Annotated in this window: 22 protein-coding genes; 15 read left to right on the top strand and 7 right to left on the bottom strand. The window is 69.9% G+C overall.

Going from position 1 to position 25,356, the window contains the following annotated elements; all coding sequences use genetic code 11:
• The first annotated feature begins 9 nt into the window (after positions 1-9).
• From ACQPXM_RS30480 to rsgA, 7 genes are all read left to right on the top strand, one after another.
• Entirely contained in the window at positions 10-2,763 is a 2,754-nt protein-coding gene (locus tag ACQPXM_RS30480) for an ATP-binding protein (RefSeq protein WP_432939912.1), read from the top strand.
• Positions 2,764-2,898: 135 nt separating this feature from the next.
• Positions 2,899-3,609 (top strand): alpha/beta fold hydrolase, encoded by a 711-nt coding sequence (locus ACQPXM_RS30485; RefSeq protein WP_432939915.1) that lies wholly within the window; start codon positions 2,899-2,901, stop codon positions 3,607-3,609.
• The gene (locus ACQPXM_RS30490; protein ID WP_432939917.1) at positions 3,606-4,409 is read left to right on the top strand and encodes an alpha/beta fold hydrolase; all 804 of its coding nucleotides are present in this window, start codon (positions 3,606-3,608) and stop codon (positions 4,407-4,409) included. Before ACQPXM_RS30485 ends, ACQPXM_RS30490 begins: the two co-directional genes overlap by 4 nt.
• Positions 4,410-4,585: 176 nt before the next feature.
• On the top strand, positions 4,586-5,311 hold the full coding sequence (locus tag ACQPXM_RS30495) for a DsbA family oxidoreductase (RefSeq protein WP_432939920.1): 726 nt from the start codon (positions 4,586-4,588) through the stop codon (positions 5,309-5,311).
• Positions 5,312-5,389: 78 nt separating this feature from the next.
• Positions 5,390-5,980: a DoxX family protein gene (locus tag ACQPXM_RS30500; RefSeq protein WP_432939923.1), complete on the top strand. Its 591-nt coding sequence runs from the start codon at positions 5,390-5,392 to the stop codon at positions 5,978-5,980.
• 138 nt (positions 5,981-6,118) lie between these two features.
• Entirely contained in the window at positions 6,119-7,390 is a 1,272-nt protein-coding gene (gene aroA, locus ACQPXM_RS30505) for a 3-phosphoshikimate 1-carboxyvinyltransferase (RefSeq protein ID WP_432939926.1), read from the top strand.
• Positions 7,390-8,379 carry a ribosome small subunit-dependent GTPase A gene (gene rsgA, locus ACQPXM_RS30510; protein WP_077015686.1) on the top strand — a complete coding sequence of 330 codons (990 nt, stop codon included), beginning with the start codon at positions 7,390-7,392 and terminating at the stop codon, positions 8,377-8,379. The genes aroA and rsgA overlap by 1 nt, the downstream gene beginning before the upstream one ends.
• 53 nt (positions 8,380-8,432) lie before the next feature.
• On the opposite strand, the gene ACQPXM_RS30515 is transcribed toward rsgA, so the two are convergent.
• Positions 8,433-8,927 carry a DUF2231 domain-containing protein gene (locus tag ACQPXM_RS30515; RefSeq protein ID WP_432939929.1) on the bottom strand — a complete coding sequence of 165 codons (495 nt, stop codon included), beginning with the start codon at positions 8,925-8,927 and terminating at the stop codon, positions 8,433-8,435.
• 420 nt (positions 8,928-9,347) lie between these two features.
• Here ACQPXM_RS30515 and ACQPXM_RS30520 point away from each other — a divergent pair, with 420 nt between their 5' ends.
• Together ACQPXM_RS30520 and hisN are read left to right on the top strand one after the other, a co-directional pair.
• Complete coding sequence (locus ACQPXM_RS30520; protein WP_432939931.1) at positions 9,348-10,547, top strand: erythromycin esterase family protein; 1,200 nt, start codon at positions 9,348-9,350, stop codon at positions 10,545-10,547.
• A 24-nt stretch (positions 10,548-10,571) separates the two neighbouring features.
• Positions 10,572-11,351: a histidinol-phosphatase gene (gene hisN, locus ACQPXM_RS30525; protein ID WP_432939934.1), complete on the top strand. Its 780-nt coding sequence runs from the start codon at positions 10,572-10,574 to the stop codon at positions 11,349-11,351.
• A 9-nt stretch (positions 11,352-11,360) separates the two neighbouring features.
• On the opposite strand, the gene ACQPXM_RS30530 is transcribed toward hisN, so the two are convergent.
• Positions 11,361-12,335, bottom strand: a complete 975-nt coding sequence (locus ACQPXM_RS30530) for a LacI family DNA-binding transcriptional regulator (RefSeq protein ID WP_432939937.1) — start codon at positions 12,333-12,335, stop codon at positions 11,361-11,363.
• Between the two features lie 423 nt (positions 12,336-12,758).
• Here ACQPXM_RS30530 and ACQPXM_RS30535 point away from each other — a divergent pair, with 423 nt between their 5' ends.
• From ACQPXM_RS30535 to ACQPXM_RS30555, 5 genes are read left to right on the top strand one after another with little or no spacing between them, the layout of a single operon-like run.
• Entirely contained in the window at positions 12,759-13,631 is an 873-nt protein-coding gene (locus ACQPXM_RS30535; protein WP_432939940.1) for an ABC transporter permease, read from the top strand.
• Complete coding sequence (locus ACQPXM_RS30540) at positions 13,628-14,554, top strand: carbohydrate ABC transporter permease (RefSeq protein WP_432939943.1); 927 nt, start codon at positions 13,628-13,630, stop codon at positions 14,552-14,554. The genes ACQPXM_RS30535 and ACQPXM_RS30540 overlap by 4 nt, the downstream gene beginning before the upstream one ends.
• Before the next feature lie 17 nt (positions 14,555-14,571).
• Positions 14,572-16,200, top strand: a complete 1,629-nt coding sequence (locus ACQPXM_RS30545) for a hypothetical protein (RefSeq protein WP_432939945.1) — start codon at positions 14,572-14,574, stop codon at positions 16,198-16,200.
• 16 nt (positions 16,201-16,216) lie between these two features.
• Positions 16,217-17,269: a Gfo/Idh/MocA family protein gene (locus ACQPXM_RS30550; RefSeq protein WP_432939947.1), complete on the top strand. Its 1,053-nt coding sequence runs from the start codon at positions 16,217-16,219 to the stop codon at positions 17,267-17,269.
• Positions 17,266-18,378 carry a Gfo/Idh/MocA family protein gene (locus ACQPXM_RS30555; RefSeq protein WP_432939949.1) on the top strand — a complete coding sequence of 371 codons (1,113 nt, stop codon included), beginning with the start codon at positions 17,266-17,268 and terminating at the stop codon, positions 18,376-18,378. The genes ACQPXM_RS30550 and ACQPXM_RS30555 overlap by 4 nt, the downstream gene beginning before the upstream one ends.
• Positions 18,379-18,420: 42 nt before the next feature.
• Here the strand turns inward: ACQPXM_RS30555 and ACQPXM_RS30560 are convergent, their stop codons facing one another.
• Complete coding sequence (locus ACQPXM_RS30560; RefSeq protein ID WP_432939952.1) at positions 18,421-19,641, bottom strand: MFS transporter; 1,221 nt, start codon at positions 19,639-19,641, stop codon at positions 18,421-18,423.
• 145 nt (positions 19,642-19,786) lie between these two features.
• On the opposite strand from ACQPXM_RS30560, the gene ACQPXM_RS30565 reads away from it, so the two are divergent.
• Complete coding sequence (locus ACQPXM_RS30565) at positions 19,787-20,212, top strand: CBS domain-containing protein (RefSeq protein ID WP_432939954.1); 426 nt, start codon at positions 19,787-19,789, stop codon at positions 20,210-20,212.
• A 66-nt stretch (positions 20,213-20,278) separates the two neighbouring features.
• Here ACQPXM_RS30565 and ACQPXM_RS30570 read toward each other — a convergent pair whose 3' ends face one another.
• The 4 genes from ACQPXM_RS30570 to ACQPXM_RS30585 all read right to left on the bottom strand — a co-directional run bounded on the left by ACQPXM_RS30570 (position 20,279) and on the right by ACQPXM_RS30585 (position 25,181).
• A complete protein-coding gene (locus tag ACQPXM_RS30570) occupies positions 20,279-21,970 on the bottom strand; it encodes a S8 family serine peptidase (RefSeq protein ID WP_432939957.1) in 1,692 nt (563 codons plus the stop codon).
• A 112-nt stretch (positions 21,971-22,082) separates the two neighbouring features.
• Complete coding sequence (locus tag ACQPXM_RS30575) at positions 22,083-22,493, bottom strand: hypothetical protein (RefSeq protein ID WP_432939960.1); 411 nt, start codon at positions 22,491-22,493, stop codon at positions 22,083-22,085.
• Positions 22,494-22,545: 52 nt separating this feature from the next.
• Complete coding sequence (locus tag ACQPXM_RS30580) at positions 22,546-23,892, bottom strand: M16 family metallopeptidase (RefSeq protein ID WP_432939963.1); 1,347 nt, start codon at positions 23,890-23,892, stop codon at positions 22,546-22,548.
• Positions 23,889-25,181 carry a M16 family metallopeptidase gene (locus ACQPXM_RS30585; RefSeq protein WP_432939965.1) on the bottom strand — a complete coding sequence of 431 codons (1,293 nt, stop codon included), beginning with the start codon at positions 25,179-25,181 and terminating at the stop codon, positions 23,889-23,891. The genes ACQPXM_RS30580 and ACQPXM_RS30585 overlap by 4 nt, the downstream gene beginning before the upstream one ends.
• Positions 25,182-25,356: the final 175 nt, after the last annotated feature.

Below are 25,356 nucleotides of genomic sequence, written 5' to 3' on the forward strand. Positions count from 1 at the left end.
AAAGTGCCCATGGAACCGCTGCGTGGGCGCTCGGCCGAGCTGGGCCGGCTGCTCGAAGCCATGCGCGCAGCGGATCAGGGCACTGCGTCGGTGACCGTCGTCACCGGTGAGCCAGGCATCGGCAAGTCGGCGCTCCTGCACGCGGCGATGGAGCAGGCCGAGCGGCACGGGTTCCTGGTCGCCACGGCGGCCGCGCACCAGACCGACAACATCAGTCCGTTGTCCTCACTCGCTCCGGCGCTCCGGGCGGGCAAGGACCCGCTGATCGGCACCGAGCACTTCCTGGAGCTGGCCGCGCTCAACACCCAACCGCTGTGGCTCGCTGAGCGGCTGGCCGACCTGATGCGTCAGCGCTTGACCGGTACGGCGGCACTGCTCGTGCTGGACGACGCGCAGTGGTCCGACCCGCTCACCGGGTTCGTCCTGCGGGTGGCGATCAGTCGGCTGGCCGACGCTCGGCTCATGTGGTTGCTGGCGACTCGGCCGACGCCCGGTGGGGTGGCAGACCAGCTGGTGGACGCCGTTCGTGATCAGCTGCCGGTGCACGCCGTTCAGCTCGCACCGCTGGACACCGAAGCCGTCCTGCAGATCGCAGCGGACCGGCTGAACCATGCGGTCGACCCCGCTCTGTCCGTACGGCTGGGTGGCGCCCAGGGCATCCCGTTCTTGGTCGAGCAGGTGGTGGCCGGGCTGTACGTCGCCGACAAACCTGTTGCTGAAGGCCCACTCCCTGACGGCCTGGTGGAAGGCGTCCGCCGCCGCACAGCCGGTACGACGGAGCTCTGCCGCGCCTTGCTGCGGACGGCGGCGGTCTTCGGGAGTGAGTTCCGGCTGGAGGACGTCGCTGCACTGATGGGTGAAGGCGTCGCACGGCTGGCCGAGCCGCTGGACGAGGCGATCCGCGCCGGGTTGCTGGCCGACAGTGGCGCTCACCTGACCTTCCGGCACGAGCTGCTGCGGGCCGCCGTACTGGCTGATGTACCGCCGTCGGCCCAGCGGGCGCTGCACTCTGCGATCGCGGACCAGCTGCTCCGGTCGGAGCAGGGCGCGTCGGCGGCGGCTCCGCACATCCTGGCGACGGCGACGGTCGGTGACCTGGCCGCGATCAGCACGCTGCGGACGGCTGCGCGCGACCTGCTCACCACCATGTCGATCACGGCGCTGTCGGTGATCCAGGAGACGTTCGAGCTGACGCCGGTCGACCATGCGATCCGGGGCGAGGTCGGTGGGGACGTGGTCGACATCCTGCTGATCACCCGCCAGTACGACGCCGCGCGGGCCTTCGCCGACGACCTGCTCGGTGGGACTCCGCTCTACCAAGGGCTGGTCTCTGCGGAGCTGGCCGCGCGGATCCGGCTCTTGCTGGCGCCGCAGGAGTGGGCACTCGGGCTGCTGGACGCCGGTCGGCTGGTGGTCGACGGAGCACCGCAGCATCTGGCCGAGCGACTGGCGGCGTACCGGGTGCTGGCTGGAGCCGAGGAGCCGTTCGAGGGCGAAGACCTGGTGGCGCGTGCGGTGCTGGAGATCGCTCGGGCCGAGCGGGCCGCGGGCGAGGGCCGGTTCGTGGAGGCACGGGATGCGTACGCCGCGGCGCGGAGCCGCGGCGCGAGCGCGTCGAGCGGCTCAGCGGCTGCCGGCTCGACCGGCGGCAGCGGCTCAACGGCTAGCGGCTCGGCTGGCGGCGGCTCAACGGGCGAGCGGACCGCAGGCGGCGACGCGCTGGGCACTCCGCCCGCAGTACGAGTCGAGCTGGCCGAGCTGTTCTGCCGCGCTCAGGCCGGTGAGCCGGCTGCCGCACTCCAGGGGGTCAAGGAAGGCCTCGGCGTCGGCGACTCGTGGCTGGCCCCGCAGCTCGCCGTCCTCCGGGCCCAGCTGGAACTTGCTGTCGGCAACCTCCCGGCCGCGGTCGAGGCCGCCAACGCGAGCCTCCGCTGGTCCGCCGAACTCCACGACCCTTCGACCGAGCCCACCGCCCGACAGGTCCTCGCGCTGGTCGCCCTGCTCCGAGGAGACCTGTCAGCAGCCCGCACTGCCCCCGACGAGCCCCTCCGAGCCCTGCTGGCCATGGCCGACGGCGACGCAACCGCAGCGCACCGGCTCCTTGCCACACCACTGGCCTACCCGAACCGTCTAGAACTGCTGGTCCACGCAGCGACCCGAATTCCAGACACCGACGCCCAGAACCACTCCACCGCTCACGCCGTCGCCAAGCTGCTGGCCGAGCACGCGGCAACCACGCCGACCGGTGCCACCACCGGAGCCGCGCAGCTCGTCGCTGCTGCCAACGAGCGTGACCTGACCGCTCTGGCCGACGCTGTCGACCAGCTGCGGTCGACCGGCCGCCAGCTACTGCTCGCCGAAGCCGAGGAGCTGCACGGCCGGGTCGAGCTCGAGCACGGCGACCGGCGTACCGGCGTCGCCGCGCTGGAGCGGGCTCTCGACTCCTACACCGAGCTGGGCGCGACTGCGCTCGCCGTACCGGTCCAGGCAGCGCTGCAGGCGGCGGGAGTACGCCGGCGCCGCTGGGCCGCCGTACCGACGCGGCCGGAGTCCGGGTGGGAGGCGTTGACGCCGATGGAGCGCAAGGTCGCGCTGCTCGTCGCCGACGGGCACACCAACCGGTCGGCGGCCGAGGAGCTGGTGCTGTCGGCCAGCACGGTCGGCACCCACCTGCGCAACGTCTTCAGCAAGCTCGGGGTCAACTCCCGCGTCCAGCTCACCCGGCTGGTGCTGCAGCGGTTCGCCTCTCCCCCGAACGCATGAGTTTTGGGTGCACCGGGGCCTGCTGAGCCCGGTCGCAGGGGTGCGAAGTTCCCGTTTTCGGTCGATCCGGCGAAACGCCTCCGAGCGGTTTTCTAGGGGCACAAGGAAAACCGCGAACGAGATCGAGGACAGACAATGAGCGAGAAGAAGCCCACCGCCCTGCTGGTGCACGGAGCCTTCGCCGACGGCGGCAGCTGGGCCGGCGTGATCGCCGAGCTGGAGAACCGCGGCATCACCGCGATCGCCGTACCGAACGACCTGAGCGGCGCGGCCGCCGACGGCCGCAAGGTCGCGGCGCTGGCCCGGGAGATCGACGGCCCGGTCGTGCTGGTCGGCCACTCCTACGGCGGTGCGGTGATCACCTCGGCCGCGAACGACGCCGGCAACGTGACCGCGCTGGTCTACGTGACCGCGTTCGCGCTGGAGGAGGGCGAGGGCATCCTGGAGCTGCTCGGCCGCTTCCCGGCCAACGAACTCGGCACCTCGCTGGCGCCGCACCAGTTCGGCGACGAGACCTACCTGAGCATCGTCGAGGACAAGTTCCCCGAGATCTTCGCCGCCGACGTACCGGCCGGGCAGAGCCGGGTGATGGCCCGCTCGCAGCGGCCGATCGCGGCCGCCGCGTTCGAGGAGAAGTCCGGTGCGGCCAGCTGGAAGCGGCTGCCGAGCTACTACCTGGTCGCGACCGCCGACAACGCGATCCCGGTCGAGGCGCAGCGCGCGATGGCCGAGCGCGCCGGCTCGAAGACCACCGAGGTGAACGGCTCGCACGCGGTCGCGGTCTCGCAGCCGCTGGCCGTCGCCGAGTTCGTCGCGAGCGCGGTCGAGGCAGGTGCGGCCCGATGACCACCCGTCGCCGCTTCATCGCCACCGTCGCCGGAGTCGCCTCCGCCGCCCTGCTGACCGCCGGCGTCACCACCGCCGCCGCCAAGCCGTCCGAAGTCGCTCACCACAACAGCCCGAAGCCCACCGTCGTCCTGCTGCACGGAGCCTTCGCCGACGGCTCCAGCTGGAACGGCGTCACGCAGCGCCTCCAGCGCGACGGCTACCAGGTCGTCGTACCGGCGGTCCCGCTGCGCAGCATCGCGGGCGACACGGCGTACCTGTCCGGCGTACTGGCCGGCATCCCGGGCCCGAAGGTGCTCGTCGGTCACTCGTACGGCGGCGCGCTGGTCAGCCAGCTCGCAGGGACGGCCGGGGTCAAGTCGCTGGTCTACGTCGCGGCCTTCATCCCGCAGGCCGGAGAGACCCTGGGCGGGCTGAACAGCAAGTATCCCGGCAGCCAGATCGGACCGGACACCACGAACACCATCACCTACCCCGGCGGTGCCGACCTGGTGATGAAGCCGGAGTCCTTCCGGCAGGTGTTCGCCGCTGATCTGCCGCGCTCGCAGGCCGCCCTGCTCGGCGCCTCTCAGCGCCCGGTCGCCGCAGCGGTCTTCGGTGAAGAGATCGCCTCGACGGCCCTGGCCGGCCTTCCGAAGTACGCGGTGGTCGCCACGGGCGACAAGGCCATCCCACCCGCGGCCGAGCGCTACATGGCCCAGCGAGCCCACGCCACCACGGTGGAGATCGACGGCTCCCACCTGGTCGCCCTCTCCCACCCCGCCGAGGTCACCCAGGTGATCGAACGCGCGGCCCGCTGAACCACCAGACCGCCGGGGCGGCCCACCAGGGCCGCCCCGGCGGTGGTCGTGGGGCAGCGCCTCGTCCGCTCGCTTACGGCGGCCGCCGCTCCTTCACACCACCCCGCCGACCCGCGGCGCCCAGCGCCGCGGGTCGGCGGGAATACATGGGCGAGCGCCAGCAGTTGCTGTTGTTCATGCGTATTGATGTCTGGTCCGACGTCGTCTGTCCCTGGTGCTACATCGGCAAGCGCCGCCTCGAAAGCGCGCTGGCGACCACCGGCGAGCAGGCCGAGGTGGTTTACCACAGCTTCCAGCTCGACCCCAGCGCCACGAACGACGACGACCGCGACCTCGCCACCCGCCTCGGTGAGAAGTTCGGCCGCGACCGCGCCTTTGGCCTCCAGGCCAACGAGCACGTCACCGGCATCGCCGCCGAAGAGGGCCTGGAATTCAACTTCGACGTCGCGAAGTCGGCCAACACCGTCGACGCCCACCGCCTGCTCCACCTCGCCCGCGACCTGGGCGAACGCCGCGAGGTCCCCGCCGACACCCAGGAACGCCTCAAGGAACGCCTGCTCAAGGCCTACTTCACCGACGGCCTCCCGGTCGGCGACCACGCGACGCTGACCGAGCTCGCCACCGAGGTCGGCCTCCCGACCGACCAGGTGCGGGCCGTGCTCGCCGGTACGGCGTACGCGGAAGAGGTCGCCGCCGACCAGGCCCAGGCCCTCGCGTACGGCGCGAACGGCGTCCCTTTCTTCGTCATCGACAACTTGTACGGCGTCAGCGGCGCCCAGCCCGCCGAGGTGTTCCAGGAGGCGATCCGCCGCGCGGCCGCCGAGCGTAAGCCCGTCACGCTGATCACCTCCGCCGACAGCACCGACGCCGCCGCTTGTGGCCCGGACGGCTGCCCGATCTGAGTCCGGGCGGGGGTTGACCTGGAGACTCGCGGGTACCTGATGCCCAGATCGCTTTGCCGGACGATGTAAGAAGGAGCCATGACTGTCGTGCGCGCACTGGCCAGGCCGTTGCTGTCCGTTCTCTTCGTGGTGCAAGGCGCCAACCAGGTGCGCAACCCGGAGCCGTTGGTGCCGAAGGCGCAGCCGGTCACCGACCGCCTGGTGCCGTTGGCGAAGCGGGTCGCGCCGGCCCAGGTCGGCGACCGAATCCCTGACACGACAGTCAACCTGATCCGCCTGAACGGCGCCGCCCAGGTGATCGGTGGTCTTGCGCTGGCCACCGGCAAGGGCCGTCGCCTCGGGGCCGCCGTACTGGCCGCGTCGCTGGTGCCGACCACGGTGGCGGGTCACCCGTTCTGGCAGGAGACCGACAAGCAGGCCAAGCAGGTCCAGCGGGTCCAGTTCATGAAGAACCTCGGGCTGCTCGGCGGGCTGCTGCTCGCCGCGGTCGACACCGAGGGCCAGCCGGGTCTGATCTGGCGGGCGTCGCACGGCGCGAAGGCCGCCAAGCGGGAGACCAAGCGCGGCGCGAAGCTCGCCAAGCGCGAGACCAAGCAGCTGGCCAGGTCGGCCCGTCGCGAGGCCAGGCTCGTCGCCCGCACCGCGAAGGCCGAGCTCCCCTTCGGCTGAGTCGTCCAGCGAACCGGCACCCGGATCCGTCCGGGTGCCGGTTTTCTGTTGCGCGCGTGGCCTGTGGACAGAGCGCCGCACCGTCCGGCGGACATGCCCTAGGCTCGTGGGCGACATCGAACGAGCTGAAGGAGTGCAATGGGGACGACAGAGGGCTGGCCGGCACCGCGCCCGGCCGGGGCTGTTCACGGCCGGGTCACCGTGCCGGGATCGAAGTCGATCAGCAACCGTGCGCTGATCCTCGCCGCGCTCGCGGACGGGCCCTCCACCCTCTCCGGCCTGCTCGCCGCCCGCGACACAGCGCTGATGCGGGCCGCGCTGGTCTCGCTCGGCGTCGGCATCACCGAGCACGACGGCCTGGTCACCGTCACCCCCGGCTCGCTGAAGGGCCCGGCCGACGTCGACTGCGGCCTGGCCGGCACGGTGATGCGCTTCGTCCCGCCGGTCGCCGCGCTGGCCGACGGTGTCGTCTCCTTCGACGGCGACCCGTACGCGCGTGAGCGCCCGATGAACGTCATCCTCGGCGCGCTGCGCACACTCGGCGTCGAGATCGACGACCACGGCACCGGCCGGATGCCGTACGCCGTGAACGGGTCCGGCGCGGTCCGCGGCGGCGAGGTCACGCTCGACGCGTCCGGTTCGAGCCAGTTCGTCTCCGCGCTGCTGCTGGCCGGCGCCCGGTACGACGAGGGTGTCGACCTGCGCCACGACGGCAAGCCGGTGCCCTCCCAGCCGCACCTCGACATGTCGGTGGCGATGCTGCGCGAGCGCGGCGTCCAGGTCGACGACAGCGAGCCGAACCGCTGGATCGTTGCCCCCGGCCCGATTCGCGCGCTGGACACCGTGATCGAGCCCGACCTGTCGAACGCCGCGCCCTTCCTGGCCGCGGCCGTTGTCACCGGCGGCTCGGTCACCGTGACCGGTTGGCCGACGGCGACGACCCAGCCGGGCGGGCAGCTGCCGGAGCTCCTGACCCGCTTCGGGGCCGAGGTCTCGCTGGACGACGGCGAGCTGACCGTGCGCGGGACCGGCCGGATCGCCGCCGTCGACCTGGACCTGAGCGAGGTCGGCGAGCTGTCGCCGGTGCTGGCGGCGATCGCCGTACTGGCCGACGGGCCGTCGTACTTCCGTGGCATCGCGCATCTGCGCAACCACGAAACCGACCGGCTGGCGGCGCTGGAGACCGAGTTCAACGCGCTCGGTGGTGATGTGTCGCAGACCGCCGACGGACTGGAGTTCCGGCCGAAACCCTTGCACGGTGGGCTGTTCGGCACCTACCACGACCACCGGATGGCGCACGCCGCCGCTGTGGTCGGGCTCGCCGTCGACGGCATCGAGATCGAGAACATCGCGACCACGGCGAAGACGCTGCCGGAGTTCCCCGAGCTGTGGTCCACCTTGGTCGGCTGATGTCGCGGTACGACGAGGAGGCCAAGTACGACCGGCCCAAGCGCCGGACGCGGCCGCGGACGAAGGACCGCCCGACGTACGACGAGGCGGTGACCGCGTTCGTGATCACGCGCGACCGCGGCCGCTACACGACCTGGGTCGGCGAGGGCGACCGGGTCGTCACCGCGATGAAGGCCCGCCAGCTCGGTCGCAAGGGCGTCATCGTCGGCGACCGGGTCAAGCTGGACGGCGACGCCAGCGGCGCCGAGGGCACGCTGGCCCGGATCGTCGAGGTGCTGCCCCGGACGACGTTGCTGCGCCGCTCGGCCGACGACGACGATCCGGTCGAGCGGCCCCTGGTGGCGAACGCGGACCAGCTGGTGATCGTGGTCTCGGTCGCGAACCCCGAGCCCCGGACCAGGCTGATCGACCGCTTCCTGGTCGCGGCGTACGACGCGGGGATGCGGCCGCTGCTCTGCCTGACCAAAACCGACCTGGCCGACCCGGGACCGCTGTTGTCGACGTACCGGCCGCTCGGGGTGGAGTCGGTGGCGACCCAGCGGGACGGCGATCTCAGCGCGTTGTTCGAGCAGCTGCGCGACCGGACCAGCGTGATGGTCGGGCACTCCGGCGTCGGCAAGTCGACTCTGGTCAACGCGCTCGTCCCGGGGACGAACCGGGCCATCGGCGTCGTGAACGACAACACCGGCCGGGGCCGTCACACGTCGACGAGCGCGCTGCTGCTCCGGCTGCCCGGTGGCGGGTGGATCGTGGACACGCCCGGCATCCGCTCCTTCGGCCTGGCGCACGTCCAGCCCGACCAGCTGATCAACGCGTTCCCCGACCTGGCTGCCGAGACCGTCGACTGTGCCCGCGGCTGCGGCCACTCGGAGTCCGACCCGAACTGTGCCCTGGACGAGGCCGTCACCGAGGGCCGCGTCGACGTCGAACGCGTCGCGTCGTTCCGCCGCCTGCTGGCCAGCCGCGAAGGCCGCGCCGACCCCGCCTGACGATGACACGGCACGGTCCCCTTCGCCGAGGGCACCGTGCCGACCAGGAGCTTCTACTTGGGCGGCAACTGCCCGTCCCAGACGGCCTTCGCACCGGCGTCGCCGGTGCGGATCGTCTGGTAGATCACCAGCACGCCGACCACCACGATCGCCGCGCTGATCACCAGCTCCAGCGGCCGGCTCTTGGTTGCCTTCGCACCCTTCCCGCTCGCGAGTGCCGACGGCCCCGCCAGCAGGAGGAACGCCGCAACCACCAGCACGGCGAACACGAGCACGTACCAGAACAGCAGGTCGCCCCGCTCCTCGTGCACCTTCACCGCCGGTTCCAGCTCCGGGATCGCCGCCACGAACGCCTCGCCACTCTCCTTGGCGACGTACGCGACCACCAGCGCCCCCAGCCCGAGCAGCAGCGCCGGCCACCGCAACAGCCACCGCCACCGCGGCACCACCGCGAACGCGATCGCCAGCAACGCCGCCACCGGCAGCAACACCACCGCGGCGTGAATCACCAGTACGTGCAGAGGAAGGTCTCCGAAGCGCTCGAACATGACGCCTCCAGTGGTCGGCCGAGGTGCTCTGACACTAACTGCACGTTCAACCACCTGAAATGGTTCAATCCAGAGACTAGTGGGCGAGAGTCCACCGCGCGGGTGAAAAGCCCCACGCGGGCTCCTCCGCTCGCTGGCGCTCGCACGGTGCCGGCTCCCACCCACCCCCTCTCACGAGCGCGCGTGCTGGCGCCCGCTTCCTGCGACAACGGCCGCCGGCGGTGCCCGCCGCGCCCCAGCGCGGACTCCTCCGCTCGCTGTCGCTCGCTACGGTGCCTGCTACGAGGTGGGCTCGCGCACCACCGGGTCCACGTCCAGTCAACCGGCGATTCTCCACCCGGTTTGAATCTTTCGGCGCACCGGTACGCGAACGACTCGTCAAAAGTCTTCACGGACAGGTTCAACGATACCGTTGAAGACATGGCTGCCTCCATCGAAGAACTCGTCCAGGTCGTCGACTCCACCACCATCCTGCGCCTGCTCACCACCAAGCCCCGACTGCTCGCGTTCGGCGAACCGACGCACGGCGAGAACGCTCTGCTCGACCTGCGCAACAAGCTCTTCCACGAGCTCGTCGAGCAGCACGGCTACCGGGCGATCGCCATCGAGAGCGACTGCCTGATGGGCCGGGTCGTCGACGACTACGTTGCCTCCGGCATGGGTTCGCTGGACGACGTGATGGAGCGCGGGTTCAGTCACGAGTGGGGTGCGTTCGAGGGCAACCGCGAGCTGGTGCAGTGGATGCGGGCGTACAACGACGGCCGACCGGCGGACGAGCAAGTGCGGTTCGCCGGCTTCGACGGACCGCTGGAGATCACCCACGCCGCCAGCCCCCGCGAAGCGATCACCAGGCTTCACGGCTATCTCGACCCTGACCTGCTGCCGTGCAACAGCGAGACGCTCGATCACCTCCTCGGCGCCGACGACCGCTGGACCAACCCAGCCGCGATGATGGATCCGTCGCAGTCCGTCGGCCGGACACCCGAGGCCAAGGAGCTGCGCGTGATCGCTGACGACTTGGTGGCGCTGCTCGACGCACAGGAACCGCAACTGCGAACGACCTCCGAAGACGAGTGGTATCAAGCACGCCTGGACGCCCGCACCGCCACCGGCCTGTTGCGCTACCACTATTGGATGGCCGACACCTCGCCCAGCCGCATGGCCTGGCTGCTCGCGGTCCGGGACTCGATGATGGCCGGCAACCTGCTCGCTCTCGCCGAGCGCGGACCGACGCTGGTGAACGCCCACAACTCCCATCTGCAGCGCGACAAGAGCACCATCCGCATGGGCGGCGTACCGGCGCAGTGGTGGAGCGCCGGCGCGATCGTCAGCACCCGTCTCGGCAAGGACTACGCCTTTCTCGCCACGGCGCTCGGCACGATCCCCCACCAGGGCGTCGACGCCCCACCCGCGGACACCCTCGAAGGAATCCTGTACGCCGTACCGCAGGACCAGTACGTCGTCGACCCGCGCCGACTGGCCACGGCCATCGGTGCAGTCACGCCCCGGGTCTCCCCCTGGTACGGCTACGGGCCGCTCGACCCCACGCACCTGAGCAGCGTCGACGGCCTCGTGTTCGTCAAGGACGCCGGCGTACGCCGGACCCAGCGGACGGAATGAGCCCCGCGCGGGTAGCCTTCCGGCATGCCTTCGCACACCGACGACCTGCGGCTCGCGCACATTCTGGCCGACGACGCGGACTCGACCACGATGGACCGGTACAAGGCGCTCGACCTGCACGTCGCCACCAAGCCCGACCTGACGCCGGTGAGCGACGCCGATCGGCGGGTCGAGGACGTGATGCGCAAGACGCTGAGCCGGGCCCGGCCGCGGGACGCGTTCGTCGGCGAGGAGGAGGGCACCACCGGCTGGGGTGTGCGGCGCTGGGTGGTCGACCCGATCGACGGCACCAAGAACTACATCCGCGGCGTGCCGGTCTGGGCGACGCTGATCAGCCTGATGATCGAGGACCAGGTCGTCGTCGGCGTCGTGTCCGCGCCCGCGCTCGGCCGCCGCTGGTGGGCGTCCTACGGCGACGGCGCGTGGACCGGGCGCGCGCTGATGTCCGCCCAGCCCTGCCGGGTCAGTGACGTCAGCCGGCTCGAGGACGCGTCCTTGTCGTACTCCTCGCTCAAGGGCTGGGAGAAGCTCGGCAAGCGCGACCAGTGGGCCGACCTGATGGACTCGGCCTGGCGGACTCGCGCGTACGGCGACTTCTGGTCCTACATGCTCGTCGCCGAGGGCGCGGTCGACATCGCCGCGGAGCCGGAGCTCAACCTGTACGACATGGCCGCGCTGGCGATCATCGTCGACGAGGCGGGCGGCAAGTTCACCTCGCTCGACGGCACCCCCGGCCCGAACGGCCCGAACGCCGTGGCCACCAACGGCCGCCTGCACGACGAGGTCCTCGCCCGCCTGTCCTGACCGACCACATCACTGCGGTACGACGCCCTTCGGCGGCGCGGTCGACTCGCGGATGATCACCCGGTTCAGCGTGCGCTTGCTCGGCTCGGGCGCCGGCTCACCCCGGATCGCCGCCAGCAACCGGTGCACCGCGTCCCGCCCCTGCGCCGCCCGGTCGACCGCCACCGTCGACAGCGACGGCGTCGTGAACCGGCAGATCTCCTCGTCGTCCCAGCCGAACACGCTCAAGTCGTCCGGCACCTCCCAGCCGCGCGCCCGCGCGCCGCGGATCACGCCCATCGCGACGACGTCGTTGGCCGCGACGACGGCGGTGACCCCGCAGTCGTCCGGCAGGCTGGTGATCGCGTCGTATCCGGACTGTGCCGACCAGTCACCGTCGATCGCGCCGACCGACCGCAGGCCGAGGCGTTCGATCGTCTCCAGGTAAACGCTCTTGCGCTTGCGACCCGAGGCGTAGTTCTGGGCGCCGGCCACATGCAGAAAAGTGCGGTGCCCCAGCGAGCGCAGGTACTCGATGATCTCGCGCACCTCGGAGGCGTCGGCGAGCTCGTTGACCACGTGCAGCTTTTCGTCCAGTGACTCGTTCTCGACGATCGGCACCTGGCGCGATCTGCGGCTTTTCAGGTCGATCGACGAAATGGCCAGGATGCCGTCGACCTGGCCGGACCGGGCCAGGTCGTCGATCCGGGCCGACCGGGCCCGCGGGCCGCCCTCGACGCTGACGACCTCGACCTGGTAACCGGCGCGATGGGCTGTCTCAGAAGCCGCCGCGAGCAACGGGCCGGGAAAATGGGGGCCTGCGGCAAGGACAATGGCGAGCCGGTTCGTCCGCCGCGTCCGCATCGACCGGGCGACCAAATTCGGCCGGTAGTCGAGCGTTTTCACCGCGAATTCCACCTTGACCCTCGTCTTGGGTTTCAGGCTGTTTTTGTCCTGCAAATAGCGGGATACCGTGGTATGCGAAACTCCGGCCAGTCGCGCCACTTCATGAATGGTCGCCGGTCGTTTCGAACCTGCCTCTGCCACATTTCCTCCTCGCACCCAACCGTCCATTGGGCGGGAGCTCACAGGTTAGCCGATACCGACCGGCCCGGCGCTACGTCCACTGGAAACAAGGCGCCGGCGAGGCCGGTTCTCGACACGGCTCGGGCAGGACACACCACGAAGAGTGACCGCCAGGCCGTTGTTCCGGGGATGTCCGAGGGGTTGACACCCCCTGACACCTGAGGTTAGCTATCGCCTCAAAAGTGGATCGATCACTTTTTTAGGCCCACTCGAGGAGTGCCTATGACCGATGCCGACCTCGCCCCTGCGCCAAGTGACACCACTCGCCCCCACCGCCGTTCCGAGACGACTTCCAGCGACCGAAAACTTTCGCTCTTCCTGCGTTTGCGACGGGATTATCCGGTGCTCTTGCTGGCCATTCCCGGAATGCTGGTCCTCTGCGCTTTCCAGTACTACCCGCTGTGGGGCAACGTCATCGCGTTCCAGGACTACCAGCCCTACCTGGGCGTCGGCCAGAGCTTGTGGAGCGGCTTCGAGAACTTCTCCATCGTCTTCAACGGCGACCCGGAGTTCCTCAACGCCGTGAAGAACACGCTGATCCTGACCGCGATCCAGACCGTCATCGTGTTCCCCGCCCCGATCGTCGTGGCGCTGGTGCTGCACAGCCTGCTGTCGAACCGGCTCCGCCAGATCGTCCAGACCATCATCTACCTGCCGCACTTCATGTCGTGGGTGATCGTGGTCGCGGTCTTCCAGCAGGTGCTGGGCGGCACCGGAATGATCAACAACTGGCTGCGCTCACACGGGTACGACCCGATCAATGTGATCGGCAACGTCGAGGCGTTCCGGGCGCTGCTCACCTCGCAGGTGATGTGGAAGGACACCGGCTGGGCCACGATCCTGTTCCTGGCCGTGCTGTCACAGATCGACCGGTCGCTGTACGAGGCGTCCGCCGCCGACGGCGCCGGGCGGTGGCGACAGACCTGGCACGTCACGCTGCCGGGCCTGAAACCGATCATCATCCTGCTGCTGATCCTCAAGCTCGGCGACTCGCTGACCGTCGGCTTCGAGCAGATCATCCTGCAGCAGCCGGCCGTCGGGATCGGCGCGAGCGAGGTGCTCGACACCTACGTCTACAACAACGGGATCATCGGCGGCGACTGGGGCGCCGCGGCCGCCGTCGGGCTGGTCAAGAGCGTCGTGGCACTGGCCCTGGTCCTGGCCGCCAACAAGCTGGCCCACCGGCTGGGTGAGGAAGGGGTGTACCGAGGATGAGCGCGCCCGATCACCGCATCAGCAAGCGGCAACCGGTCCTGGTGGGCGGTATGCCGATGCCCGGACGCACCGAACGCGTTCTCAAGGCCGTGTTCCTCACCGTGATCTGCGGCGCGGTCGTGTTCCCGTTCGTCGGCGTGATCTCGACCAGCCTGGCCAGTCCCGAGGAAGTCATCCGGGCCGGCGGTTTCGTGCTGCTGCCGACCGACGGGATCGACCTGTCGGCGTACAAGTCGATCCTGTCCGGCGGCACGGTGACCCAGTCGATCCTGGTGAGTGGGTTCATCACCGTGGTCGGAACGACGATCGCCCTGCTGCTCACCTGCACGCTGGGCTGGGCGTTGAGCCGGCGCGGAACCGTGGGCAACAAACCTCTGCTGCTGCTCGTCCTGGTCAGCCTGCTGTTCAATCCCGGACTGATCCCGAGCTACCTGGTGATCCAGCAGTTCGGGCTGCTGAACAGCTTGTGGGCGGTCATCCTCCCCGTGTCGGTGAGCGCGTTCAACGTCATCGTGGTCCGGGCGTACTTCGTCGGCCTGCCCGGTGAGGTGCTCGACTCGGCCCGGATCGACGGCGCGTCGGAGTGGAAGCTGTTCTGGCACATCGGCCTGCCGCTGTCCAAGGCGGTCGTCGCCGTGGTCGGCCTGTTCTACGCCGTCGGCTACTGGAACAGCTTCTTCGGTGCGCTGCTCTACCTCAGCGACAGCAGCAAGTGGCCGCTGCAGCTGGTACTGCGCACGTACGTCGTGAACGGCGTCGAGATCGGCGCCCAGGACCTGGGCGGCGGCAGCGAGGCCCTGCCACCCCAGACCTCCATCCAGATGGCGATTCTGATGATTTCGATCGTTCCGATCCTGTGCGTCTACCCGTTCGTCCAGCGGCATTTCGCCAAGGGCGTGCTGACCGGCGCCGTGAAGGGCTGACACGAAAGGTTTTCACCATGAACACACCTGATTCACGGCTGGTCACCCGGCGCACGCTGCTGGCGGGGCTGGGAGCGTTCGGCCTGGCCGGCGCCGCCGGCTGCTCCAACGAAGGCCGAGGCGGCACCAGTGGCGCGAACACCAGCGGCTCCGGCTCGGACGTCCGGCCGGCGTACGTGCGCTACACCGGGGTCGAGCCGGACCTCGCGGGCGCCGAGTACAACATCCCGAACGCGTTCATCCGCTACCCGGCCAACCCGGTCCGGGCCGTCGACGCACCGCCGGGCGACGGCAAGCCGATCAACGTCCTCACCTACACCAACACGCCGATCCCGCCGAAGGTCGAGCAGAACCTGTTCTGGCAGGAACTCAACAAGCGGGTCGGGTCGCCGGTCTCGGTCAGCCTGACGCCGTCGGTGGATTACACCCAGAAGTTCGCCACCACGGTCGCGGGCGACCAACTCGCCGACATCTTCCTGGTCGGTGCCGTCCCGCAGGTCCCGCAGTTGCTCCAGGCCAAGGCCACCGACCTGACCCCGCACCTGGCCGGCGACAAGATCAAGAAGTACCCGTTCCTCGCGAACCTGCCCGAGACCGCCTGGAACTCGTGCATCTTCGGCAACAAGATCTACGGCGTCCCGATCTCGCGCGGAGCGATCAGTTCGCAGGCGCTCTACAGCCGCGCTGACCTGCTGGAGCAGCAAGGACTCAGCGCCCAGGTGAAGAACCCCGACGACTTCGTCGAGCTGTCCAAGGCGCTGACCGACCGGCGCCGGAACCGCTTCGCGCTGGCGGCCGCGCCGACAGCGTTCGTCCGGAACATGTTCGACATGCCGAACAACTGGAGCGAGAACGGCACGACCGTGGTCAGCTACTTCGAGCACGAGGCGCACGAGCAGGCCTTCGAACTGCTGCGCAAACTGTGGAGCTCCGGCTACATCCACCCCGACGCGTTCAGCGGCCAGAACCAGGACCTGAAGGTGAGATTCGGCAACGGCACGAGCGCGCTGGCCGTCGACACCTTCAGCGCCTGGCCGAGCTACCTGCAGACCACGGTGGATCCGCAGACCCGGATCGGCATCATCCCGCCGCCCAAGCACGACGGCTCCGGGCAGGGCCGGATCTGGCTCGGGGCTCCCGCCATCGGTTTCACGGCGATCAGCAAGAAGGCCGAGGCCCGGGTCGAGACGCTGCTGGCGTACCTGAACTTCCTCGCGGCACCGTTCGGCACCCAGGAGTACCTGTTCCGCAAGTTCGGCCTCCCCGGTGTGCACCACCGGGTCGTCAACGGCAATCCTGTTCTCACGCCCAAGGGCTTCAGCGAGACCCAGCTCGGGCTGATGTACCAGGCGGACAGCCCGTGGACGATCTTCCTGCCGGAGAAGGAGGGCAACAGTGCGGCCGAGTTCAACGCCATGAAGCAGCTGTGCCCGACCGCGATCGCCGACCCGGTGGCCGGGCTGTACTCCGAGACCAACGTGCGCAAGGGCCCACAGCTCACCGAGACGATGACGCAGTTGACCAACGACATCATCCAGGGCCGCCAACCGGTGTCGGCCTGGGCCGGCGCGGTCAAGAAGTGGAAGAGCGGTGGCGGTGACCAGATCGCCGAAGAGTTCGGCCAGGCCCTCGAAGCATCACGCTGATTCGAAAGGAACCCCTTTGACTTCCTCTCAGCCCGTCAGGTTCGCCGCCGTCGGTCTCGACCACGCGCACGCGCTCGGTCAGATCGCCGGCCTGATCAAGGCCGGCGCGGAGTTCGTCGCGATGGCGACCGACGACCCGTCGGCCGCGATCGCGGCGCAGGTCCGCGAGCGTTACCCCGACGTCCCCGTGGTCGACAGTCCCGACGAACTGATCGCCCGGGACGGGATCGACCTGATCGTGACCGCCGCGGTGCCGGACCGGCGCGGACCGATCGCCGTCGCGGCCCTGCGCGCCGGCAAGGACGTGGTCGCCGACAAGCCCGGCTGCGTCAGCTTCGAGCAGCTGGAGGCGATCGAGAAGGCGGTGGCCGAGACCGGCCGGTTCTGGTCGGTGACGTTCTCGGAGCGGTTCGAGGTCCGGTGCGTGCAGAAGGCCGGCGAGCTGGTCCGGGCCGGCAAGATCGGCACCGTCGTACAGACGCTCGGGCTCGGCCCCCACCGGATCGGCGACCGCGGCCACCTCGGTGGTGGCGGTGGCCGGCCGGACTGGTTCTACGACAAGAGCCGGTACGGCGGGATCCTGGTCGACATCGCCTCCCACCAGATCGACCAGTTCCTCTGGTTCACCGGGTCGCGGACCGCGGAGGTGGTGGCCAGCACGGTCGGCAACTTCGCGAACCCCGAAACGCCCGGCCTGCAGGACTTCGGCGACCTCCTGCTGCGCAGCGAGCACGCCCAGGGCTACATCCGGGTCGACTGGTACACCCCCAAGGGGCTGGGCACCTGGGGCGACGGCCGGCTGATGATTCTCGGCACCGACGGCTACATCGAGATGCGCAAGTACGTCGACATCGCGGGCCGCGACGGCGGCGACCACCTGTTCCTGGTCAACCAGGACAGCACGGAGTACATCGACTGCTCCGACGTCGAGCTGACCTACTACCCGGACCTGGTGCGCGACGTACGGGAGCGGACCACGACGGCGGCACCACAGGAGCACACGTTCGAGACGATGCGCCTGGCGTTGACCGCCCAGCAGAACGCCGCCGTCCGTGGGGCGGCCCGATGACGGCCGGACAGGTTGCGCCGGGCAACCTCCTCAAGGTGGCAGTGGTCGGTGCCGGCGGCATCAGTCACCGGCACGCGGAGAGCTACGCGAGTACCGGCCGGACCGAGCTCGTCGGTGTCGCCGACACCGTCGCGGAGAAGGCACAGACCTTCGCCGAGAAGCACGGCACGAAGGCCTATCCCGGCGTGACCGAACTCCTGGCCGCGGAAGCCCCCGATCTGGTCTCGGTCACCACACCGCCGGGCAGCCACGCCGCGATCGCGATCGAGGTCTTGGCGGCCGGGAAGTCCGTGCTGCTGGAGAAGCCGCCCGTGCTGAGCCTGGCCGAGATGGACGCGGTCGCGGCGGCCGAGCGGACGAGTGCGGGTTCGGTGTACGTGGTCTTCCAGCACCGGCACGGGTCCGGAGCGGTGCGAGCGGCCGACCTGCTCGCAAACGGCGCGCTCGGTACGCCGCAGGTCGCGGTCTGCGAGACGCTGTGGTTCCGGCCTCGCGGCTACTTCGCCCCGGAGTGGCGCGGCACGTGGGTCGGCGAAGGCGGCGGTCCGACGCTCGGCCACGGCATCCACCAGATCGACCTGCTGCTGCACCTGCTCGGACCGTGGCGCACGATCAACGCAACCGCCGTCCGGCTGGACCGCCCGGTCGAGTTCGAGGACGTGTCGACGGCGTCGGTGATCTTCGAGAACAACGCCGTGGCGACAGTGATCAACAGCCTGTTGTCTCCCAGGGAGCTGAGCAGGATCCGGATCGACACGACCGGAGGCACGCTGGAGGTCAACCACCTGTACGGCTACGCGGACGCCGACTGGACCTACTCCCCCGCGCCGGACCAAGGCGACCCCTGGACCGCCTCGGCCGGCGAGGACGTGCCCAGTAACCACGAAGCCCAGCTCGGCCGCCTGGTCGACGACCTGCTGACCGGGCAGAACCACGACACCACCCTGGCCGCCACCCGGCCGACGATGGAGTTCGTCACCGCGCTCTACGCCTCGGCCCTCACCGGCCGGCCGGTGCACCGCGCCGAGCTGACTCCCGAGCACCCGTTTTACCGAGCCCTCAACGGAGGCCTTCCGCAGACAGAGCTGAGCGAGGCGTTCACTCCCTGACCTGGAAGTCCCGCCCGGGCGAGTCTCGGGCGGGACAAGGCTCTACCGGTCGTCGGTCGCGTAGCGCTGCAGACGCCAGACCGCGGGCACCATCAGGGTCAGCACCACAACGACCAGGTAGATGCCGGCGCCGTACAGCTCGACGGCCTTGGCGCTGGTCACCGCGACGACGTAACCGACCGTCAGCTGACCCAACGGTCCGGTCACGAACGACCCCAGCATGTCGTACGACGCGACGCGGGACAGCTTGTCGAGCGGGATGTGCTGGCCGAGCGCCGTCTCCCAGCCGATGCCGAAGATCTCGAACCCCAGCCCGACCACGAACGCCGCCGCGGCGACCGTGAGCGTGGTCGGCCACAGCGCCAGCGCCGCGAAGATCGGCAGCGCCGACAGCATGCCGAACATGCCGACCCGGACCGGGTAGCGCGGCGGGCGCCGGATCATCAAGATGCCGCCGGCAATCAACCCGGCGCCGAAGCAGGCGCTGACCGCACCCCAGCCGGCCCGCCCGAAAGTGTCGTCGGCGATCACCGGGCCGAGGGTCGAGTACGAAGCCGTGAAGATCAGGTTCAGCACACTGAACGCCGCGACCACGCTCCACACCCATTGCCGCGAGGCGAACTCGGTCCAGCCGTCGCGCAGGTCGCGCACGATCGACGTCTGCGAGCGTTCGACCGGCGGGAGCGTCAGTTGGGCGAGCAGGACGACGGCCAGCAGGAACGTGGCCGCGTCGACCGCCAGCCCGATTCCCGGACTGGTGAGATCGACGATCACCCCGGCCACCGCGCCGCCGCCGACCAACGCGGCCGATCGCGCGAACCCGGACACCGCGTTGGCCTGCGGGAGCTCGACGGGATCCACCAGCGCGGGCAGGACGCCCACCATCGCGGGCATCACGAACGCCGCGGCGGCGCCGTTGATCGCCTCGATCACCACCAGCTGCCAGATCTGCGCGTGCCCGGACAGCACCAGGATCGCGGCCAGCGCCTGGGTCAGGGCGCTGAGCGTGTTGGCGACGATCAGCACCAGGTTGCGCGGCAGCCGGTCGGAGATCACGCCGCCGATCAGCAGCAGTACGACGTTCGGGATGCTGCGGGCCGCGAGCACCAGGCCGACCGCGCCGGCCGAGTCCGACACGTCCAGGACGGCGAACACCAGCGCGATCGGGGCGATCGAGGATCCGAGCAGCGCGACGAACCGGGCCGAGACGAAGATCCTGACGTCCCGGTGCCGCAGTACCGCCAGGTCGTGCCGCCAGCTCACCCGGTCACCGAAGGTGACGAGAACGGACCTCGGTTCCGGCGGGCGGGACGGGCGGTGGTCACCATCCGCATTCTGCCAGATCTGCCGCTCGGGGCCGGTTGACGCTACCGTGGGGTCTTGGGCTCTCGATCCAGCAGGAGGCTCCGTGAAGATCAACGACGTTTTGCGCGGCAAGGGCAACCAAGTCGTCACCATCTCCCCCGAAGCCACCGTCACCGAGCTGCTAGCGCTGCTCGCCGAGCACAACGTCGGCGCGCTCGTGGTCAGCCCGGACGGCTCCAGCGTGGCCGGCATCGTGTCCGAACGCGACGTGGTCCGGCTGCTCAACGCGACTCCCGACGCCGGCCAGGTCCGGGTCAGCGCGATCATGACGTCGCCGGTGCACACCTGTGGCCCGGACGACCTGATCGACAACCTGATGCGGCTGATGACCGACCAGCGGATCCGGCACGTGCCCGTCGTCGTCGACGACCGGCTGACCGGAATCGTCAGCATCGGCGACGTGGTCAAGTCCCGCATCGGCGAACTCGAGTTCGAGAAGGAACAGCTGTCCAACTACATCGCCGGCTGACCCCCACTCACAGCCAAGGGCCCGGTCGCGGCAACCGCCGCGGCCGGGCCCTCGCTCAGCACATTGTCAGTACCTGGTCACCGCCGCCCACGCGTCCACGATGCCGTGGCCGTAGAAGCCGTTGAAGCTGCGGGTGCCCTCGCACAGCGCGTTCCATTCCGGCGTCCGGCCCTCGTTGATGTAGGTCACCAGCGGCGGGTTCGGGCAGGCCCGCTCCTGCGCCGTACCGAGCAGGATCTTGCGCACCTTGTCCGGCGAGTAGCTGAAGCCGCCCTTGCCGCCACGGCCGTACTCGCTGACGATCAGCGCGGCCACACCGCTCGCGTGCGGCGACGCCATCGACGTGCCCTGCAACCAGTTGTAGTAGCCGCACCTGGTGTAGTCGGTGACACCGGGTGGGCACTGCTTCTCGACGCCGCCCGCGACACCCTCCGGCGTGATGTTGCCGTTGGCATCGACCAGACCGGCGGCCTGCAGCGTGTTCACCGGGTAGGTCGACAGGATCAGGTTCTCGTTCACCCGGTGCTGCGGAGTCCCGAAGTAGTCACGGAACCAGCCACCCGGCGCCGACACATCGGTCTGCTCCACGCCGTAGTTGGAGTAGTCGGCCTTGTTGCCCGACGGGCCGAGCGCCGACACGCCGATCACGTGCGGTCCCTCGACCGGCAGGTCGAAACAGGTCGCGTTGTCGATCGGCCGCGTGTACGGCGGGACGTCGCCGAAGTCGGGGCTGCTGGTGTCCGGCCGCGGCTTGCCGAGGTCCTCGTGGTTGTTGCCGAGCGAGCCGACCAGCGTGACGTCACGGTTGTGCGCGTAGTTGAGCGCGCGCGTCATCGCCCGGATCGTGGTGCGCTGCTCCAGCTGGGCCTCCGGGCTGTCGGCCGGGTTGTTGATGCAGTTGTACAGCCACGGGTCGACGTAGAACGACATGTTGACCACGTCCAGGCCGACGTCACCGGCGTAGGTGAGCGCGTCGAGCACCGGGTTCAGGAAGACCAGACCGCTGTCCTGACCACCGCGGATCTCGACCAGCGTCACCTTCGGCGCGACCCCGGACACCCCGAGACCGTTGACCGCGGCACCGATCGTGCCGGCCACGTGGGTGCCGTGCCCGCTGTCGTCCCAGCCGACCGGGTCGACGCAGCCGCGGAACTCGCACGGGCCGTCGTACTCGGGCACGTCGGTGGCGAAGTTGCGGGACAGCTTCCAGTCGAAGTTCGGCGCGATGTCGGGGTTGCGGGCGTCGATCCCGGAGTCCAGGACGCCGACCTTGACCTGCTTCCTGCCCGGCTGGACCGTGCGGGCCAGGTCGGAGCGGACCATCCTCAGGCCCCACAGCTTGGCGTCGAGCGGATCCATGCCCTTGGCGCTCTTCTTCGCCGCCTTGGACGACTTCGCGGCCGCGCCCCGGTTCTCCTGCTCGATCGTGCGCGGCTTGGTCCGCGGCAACTGCCCGATCGGCCGGCTCCGGGCGGCGCCCTCGACCGCGCTCGACGCCGAGACCCGGGTGGAGAAGCCGGACGAGGCCGCCCGCACGGTGATCGTGCCCAGGTTCGTGTTCTCCTTGACCACTTCGCCGCCGGCGGCCTTCACAGCGGCCAGGGCCTCGGCGCGGTCGGCCCCTTGCTCGATCAGCACCAGGTACTCCGTGCTGCCACCGGCGGCCTGCGCCCCGGCGACGGACGGAGCGGCCAAGCCGGCCGCGACGAGTGCGAACGCACCCGATGCCGCGTACAACGATCTGCGGACGTCTCTCACGAGCGGATCCCCTCCCAGGAGTGAGTGTGACCGCCACAACGTAAGTCAGCGTTGGGCAGTGCGGGAGGGGGCCGACGTTGTCAGGTTTTCCAGCAAACAGTTGCTTGGGTCGCTACGCCGTCGAGGCGACGCCCGCGAAGACCACGAAAAACAGCACCAGGGCGATCAATCCGAGCACGACCAGGATCAGCAGGACTGTCCCGATGATCCCGGCGATCTGGCCGCCGACGGCCATTCCTCGGTTGTTGTAGACGCCGGGCGCCGCATCGATCTCGGCCAGGGCCTGATTCGCCTTCCACCACGCGATCGGCGACAGGAACAGCAGTCCGGTGATCAACGGCAGCAGCCCGAGCACCAGCGCGACGGTGGCGTTGGAGTTGTCCCGCAGTACGCCGTATGCGGGCTGATCGGGGTAGCCCGGCTGGAGGGGATAGTTGCCGTAGCCCTGTTGACCGTGACCGTGCTCGGGCCGCCCGTACTGCGGGTACTGCGGCCGGTCCTGCGGTCGCTCACCGAACGACATGACTGCTCCTCTGCTCAGGGCCGAAAGGGCCTGAGCAGAGGATGTCAGTCCGTCAGCTCAGTTCGGTCACGTCGCCCAGCCCCGTGAGCTGGTCGCGAACCTCCTTGGCCTCCCCTACGACGATCACCAGCAGCCCGTTGGTTCCCACATAGCGCCGATAGGCCTCGGTGGCGGACTCCGCGGTGGTCGCGGCGATCTGGGCCAGGTAGGTGTCGGCGAAGTCCAGCGGTACGCCGGCGGCGATGTTGCTGCCGACCTGCTGGGCGATCGAGTCGGCCTGCTCGTAGCGCAGCGGCGCGGTCCGGATCAGGTTGTCCTTCGACTCGCCGACCTCCTTGTCGGTCAGCCCGTCGCGCGCCTCCCGCAGGATCCGCAGCGCGTCGGTGATCGCGGCGCCGGTCACCTCGGTGCGGACCGCGCCGCCGAGGCTGAACGTGCCACCCTTGCGCGCCGCGGTGAAGCTGGACCGGGTGCCGTAGGTGTAGCCCTTCTCCTCGCGCAGCACGGTGTCGACGCGTGACGTGATCGTGCCGCCGACCACGTGGTTCGCGACCGCGGCCGCGCCCCAGATGTCCTCGCGGCGGTCCGGGCCGGGGCAGCCGATCAGCAGCTGGCTCTGGACCGAGCCCGGCCGGTCCACCAGCACGATGCGATCGCCCACGACGTACAGCGGCTCGGGCGTCTCCAGCGGGGGACCCGCCTGCGCGGTCCAGTCGCCGAACGCGTCGTCCACGATGCCGGCCACGTCCACACCGGTCGCGTCGCCGGCGAACAGGATCTGCGCGCGGGCCGGACCGACGTTGTCGCGGTAGAACTGCGCGACCTCGGCGTTGGTCAGCCGGCGGATCGTGTCCGGCGTACCGGCGGTCGGGCGGGAGCGGCGCGTGCTCGGGTCGAACAGGTGCGCGGCGAACGTCTCCCGGGCGCGATAGCCCGCGTTGGCGCGCTCCTGGTTGATCTCGCCGAGCCGGATCGTGACGTGCCGGCCGACGTCGGCGGCGTTGAACGCGGGCCGGGTGACCGCCTCGGCGAGCAGCTTGACCGCCGGAGCCAGCTGCGAGACCGGCACCGAGATCTCCACATGCAGCGCGTCGGAGCTGACATCCACCCCGTACGCCGCGCCGTGCCGCTCGAGGGCGGCGGCGAACTCGTTGGCCGAGTGCAGTTCGGTGCCCTCGTCGAGCGTGCGCGACATGATCGTCGCGACACCCTCGAGCTCGCGCGGCTCGGCGAACAGCGGCAGCGCGATCGTGACCCGCACGGTCGCGACGTACTGGCCCGGCCGGTCGAACACGTGCACCGGCGTACCGGCGCGGGTGCTGGTGGTGGTCGAGGCCGGGAAGGTCCAGGGCCGCGGCGGTGCGACGACCGGCGGCGTGGTCAGAGCCCCGCTGCTCATGCGTTCCCACTTTCGGTTGCGTCGGTGTTCTTCCGGTAGGTGACCTGGACCCGGCCTTCGGCCCTGATCCACTGCGTCGCGACGGCCTGAACCTGCTCGACGGTGACCGCGCGGAGCTGGTCGATCCGGGTGTTGATCCGGTTCGGGTCGCCGAACAGCAGCGCGTGGTGGGAGATCTCGTCCGCCCGGCCCGCGCAGGTCGCCAGCTGCTCCAGCCAGTCGCGCTCGGCCTGGGCCTGCACGGTGGCCAGCTCGTCCTTCGTGATTCCGTCGGCGGCGAGCTTCTCCACCTCCTCGAGCAGCGCGTCCTCGACCTTCTGCAGGTCCACGCCGTCCGACGCGATCCCGGTCAGCGTGCCGAACGAGACCCCGCCGATCAGCGGCAGCGCGCCACCGGACACCGACTGCGCGATCTGCTCGTCGCGGACCAGCCGCCGGTTCAGCCGGCCGCTCTGGCCGGCCGCCAGGACGTCGAGCGCCAGCGCCGCGGCGTCCAGCTCCGGTGTGCCGTCGACGGGCAGCCGGAACATCATCGTGATCAGGTCCGACGGCACGTCCTCGACCACGTCGTCACGGGCCACGCCTTGCAGCGGCCCGATCGTGCCGTCCGGCGCGGGCGGCGGCTGCGGGATCGCGGGCAGGTGACCGAAGTACCGCTTGGCCGCCTGGAAGGCCTCTTCCTCGTCGACGTCACCGACGATCGACAGGACGGCGTTGTTCGGGCCGTAGTACTTGCGGAAGAACGCGTGCACGTCCTCGACCGAGGCGGCGTCCAGGTCTTCCATCGACCCGATCGTCATGTGCGCGTACGGGTGGCCCTGCGGGAAGGCGAGCCGGACCAGCCGCTCGTAGGAGTCGCCGTACGGCCGGTTGTCGTAGCTCTGCCGCTTCTCCTCCTTGACCACGTCGCGCTGGTTGTCCAGGTTCTCCTGGTTGACCGCGTCGAGCAGGTAGCCCATCCGGTCGGCCTCGAGCCACAGCGCGAGGTCGAGCCCACCGCTGGGCAGCGACTCGAAGTAGTTGGTCCGGTCGAAGAAGGTGGAGGCGTTCAGGCTCGCGCCCGCGCTCTCCAGCAGGGCGAAGTGCTCGCCGGACTTCACGTTGCGCGAGCCCTGGAACATCAGGTGCTCGAACAGGTGGGCGAACCCGGTCAGACCCGGCGGCTCGTGCCGCGAGCCCACGTCGTACCAGAGGTTCACGGCGACGATGGGCACGGCGCGGTCGATGCTCACGACCACGCGCAACCCGTTGTCCAGAGTCTGCTCAACGAGCGGATACGTCAGCGGCATGCCGCCACCCTACGGGGTCCTCCGGGCCCACTCACGAGCCGTTCGCCAGCAGCGCAGCGGCCGCCGGGCGTTTAGGTATTTGAACGCTCAAGAGGACTTCGGTCCCTAGCCCGACCGGCCCCGCGTTACTTAGCGTTACCGGCAGCTGGTGCACGCGGAGGGGTGTGCACCACAC

The sequence above is a fragment of the Kribbella sp. CA-253562 genome (assembly GCF_050942265.1).
Lineage (GTDB): Bacteria > Actinomycetota > Actinomycetes > Propionibacteriales > Kribbellaceae > Kribbella.

Bases quoted from the DNA above. Each gene is read 5' to 3' on its own strand.
- ACQPXM_RS30485 (WP_432939915.1), top strand. From the start codon at position 2,899: ATGAGCGAGAAGAAGCCCACCGCCCTGCTGGTGCACGGAGCCTTCGCC.
- ACQPXM_RS30575 (WP_432939960.1), bottom strand. From the start codon at position 22,493: ATGTCGTTCGGTGAGCGACCGCAGGACCGGCCGCAGTACCCGCAGTAC.
- ACQPXM_RS30555 (WP_432939949.1), top strand. From the start codon at position 17,266: ATGACGGCCGGACAGGTTGCGCCGGGCAACCTCCTCAAGGTGGCAGTG.
- ACQPXM_RS30585 (WP_432939965.1), bottom strand. From the start codon at position 25,181: ATGCCGCTGACGTATCCGCTCGTTGAGCAGACTCTGGACAACGGGTTG.
- aroA (WP_432939926.1), top strand. From the start codon at position 6,119: ATGGGGACGACAGAGGGCTGGCCGGCACCGCGCCCGGCCGGGGCTGTT.
- hisN (WP_432939934.1), top strand. From the start codon at position 10,572: ATGCCTTCGCACACCGACGACCTGCGGCTCGCGCACATTCTGGCCGAC.
- ACQPXM_RS30545 (WP_432939945.1), top strand. From the start codon at position 14,572: ATGAACACACCTGATTCACGGCTGGTCACCCGGCGCACGCTGCTGGCG.
- ACQPXM_RS30580 (WP_432939963.1), bottom strand. From the start codon at position 23,892: ATGAGCAGCGGGGCTCTGACCACGCCGCCGGTCGTCGCACCGCCGCGG.
- rsgA (WP_077015686.1), top strand. From the start codon at position 7,390: ATGTCGCGGTACGACGAGGAGGCCAAGTACGACCGGCCCAAGCGCCGG.
- ACQPXM_RS30515 (WP_432939929.1), bottom strand. From the start codon at position 8,927: ATGTTCGAGCGCTTCGGAGACCTTCCTCTGCACGTACTGGTGATTCAC.
- ACQPXM_RS30500 (WP_432939923.1), top strand. From the start codon at position 5,390: ATGACTGTCGTGCGCGCACTGGCCAGGCCGTTGCTGTCCGTTCTCTTC.
- ACQPXM_RS30520 (WP_432939931.1), top strand. From the start codon at position 9,348: ATGGCTGCCTCCATCGAAGAACTCGTCCAGGTCGTCGACTCCACCACC.
- ACQPXM_RS30480 (WP_432939912.1), top strand. From the start codon at position 10: ATGGAACCGCTGCGTGGGCGCTCGGCCGAGCTGGGCCGGCTGCTCGAA.
- ACQPXM_RS30495 (WP_432939920.1), top strand. From the start codon at position 4,586: ATGCGTATTGATGTCTGGTCCGACGTCGTCTGTCCCTGGTGCTACATC.
- ACQPXM_RS30540 (WP_432939943.1), top strand. From the start codon at position 13,628: ATGAGCGCGCCCGATCACCGCATCAGCAAGCGGCAACCGGTCCTGGTG.
- ACQPXM_RS30490 (WP_432939917.1), top strand. From the start codon at position 3,606: ATGACCACCCGTCGCCGCTTCATCGCCACCGTCGCCGGAGTCGCCTCC.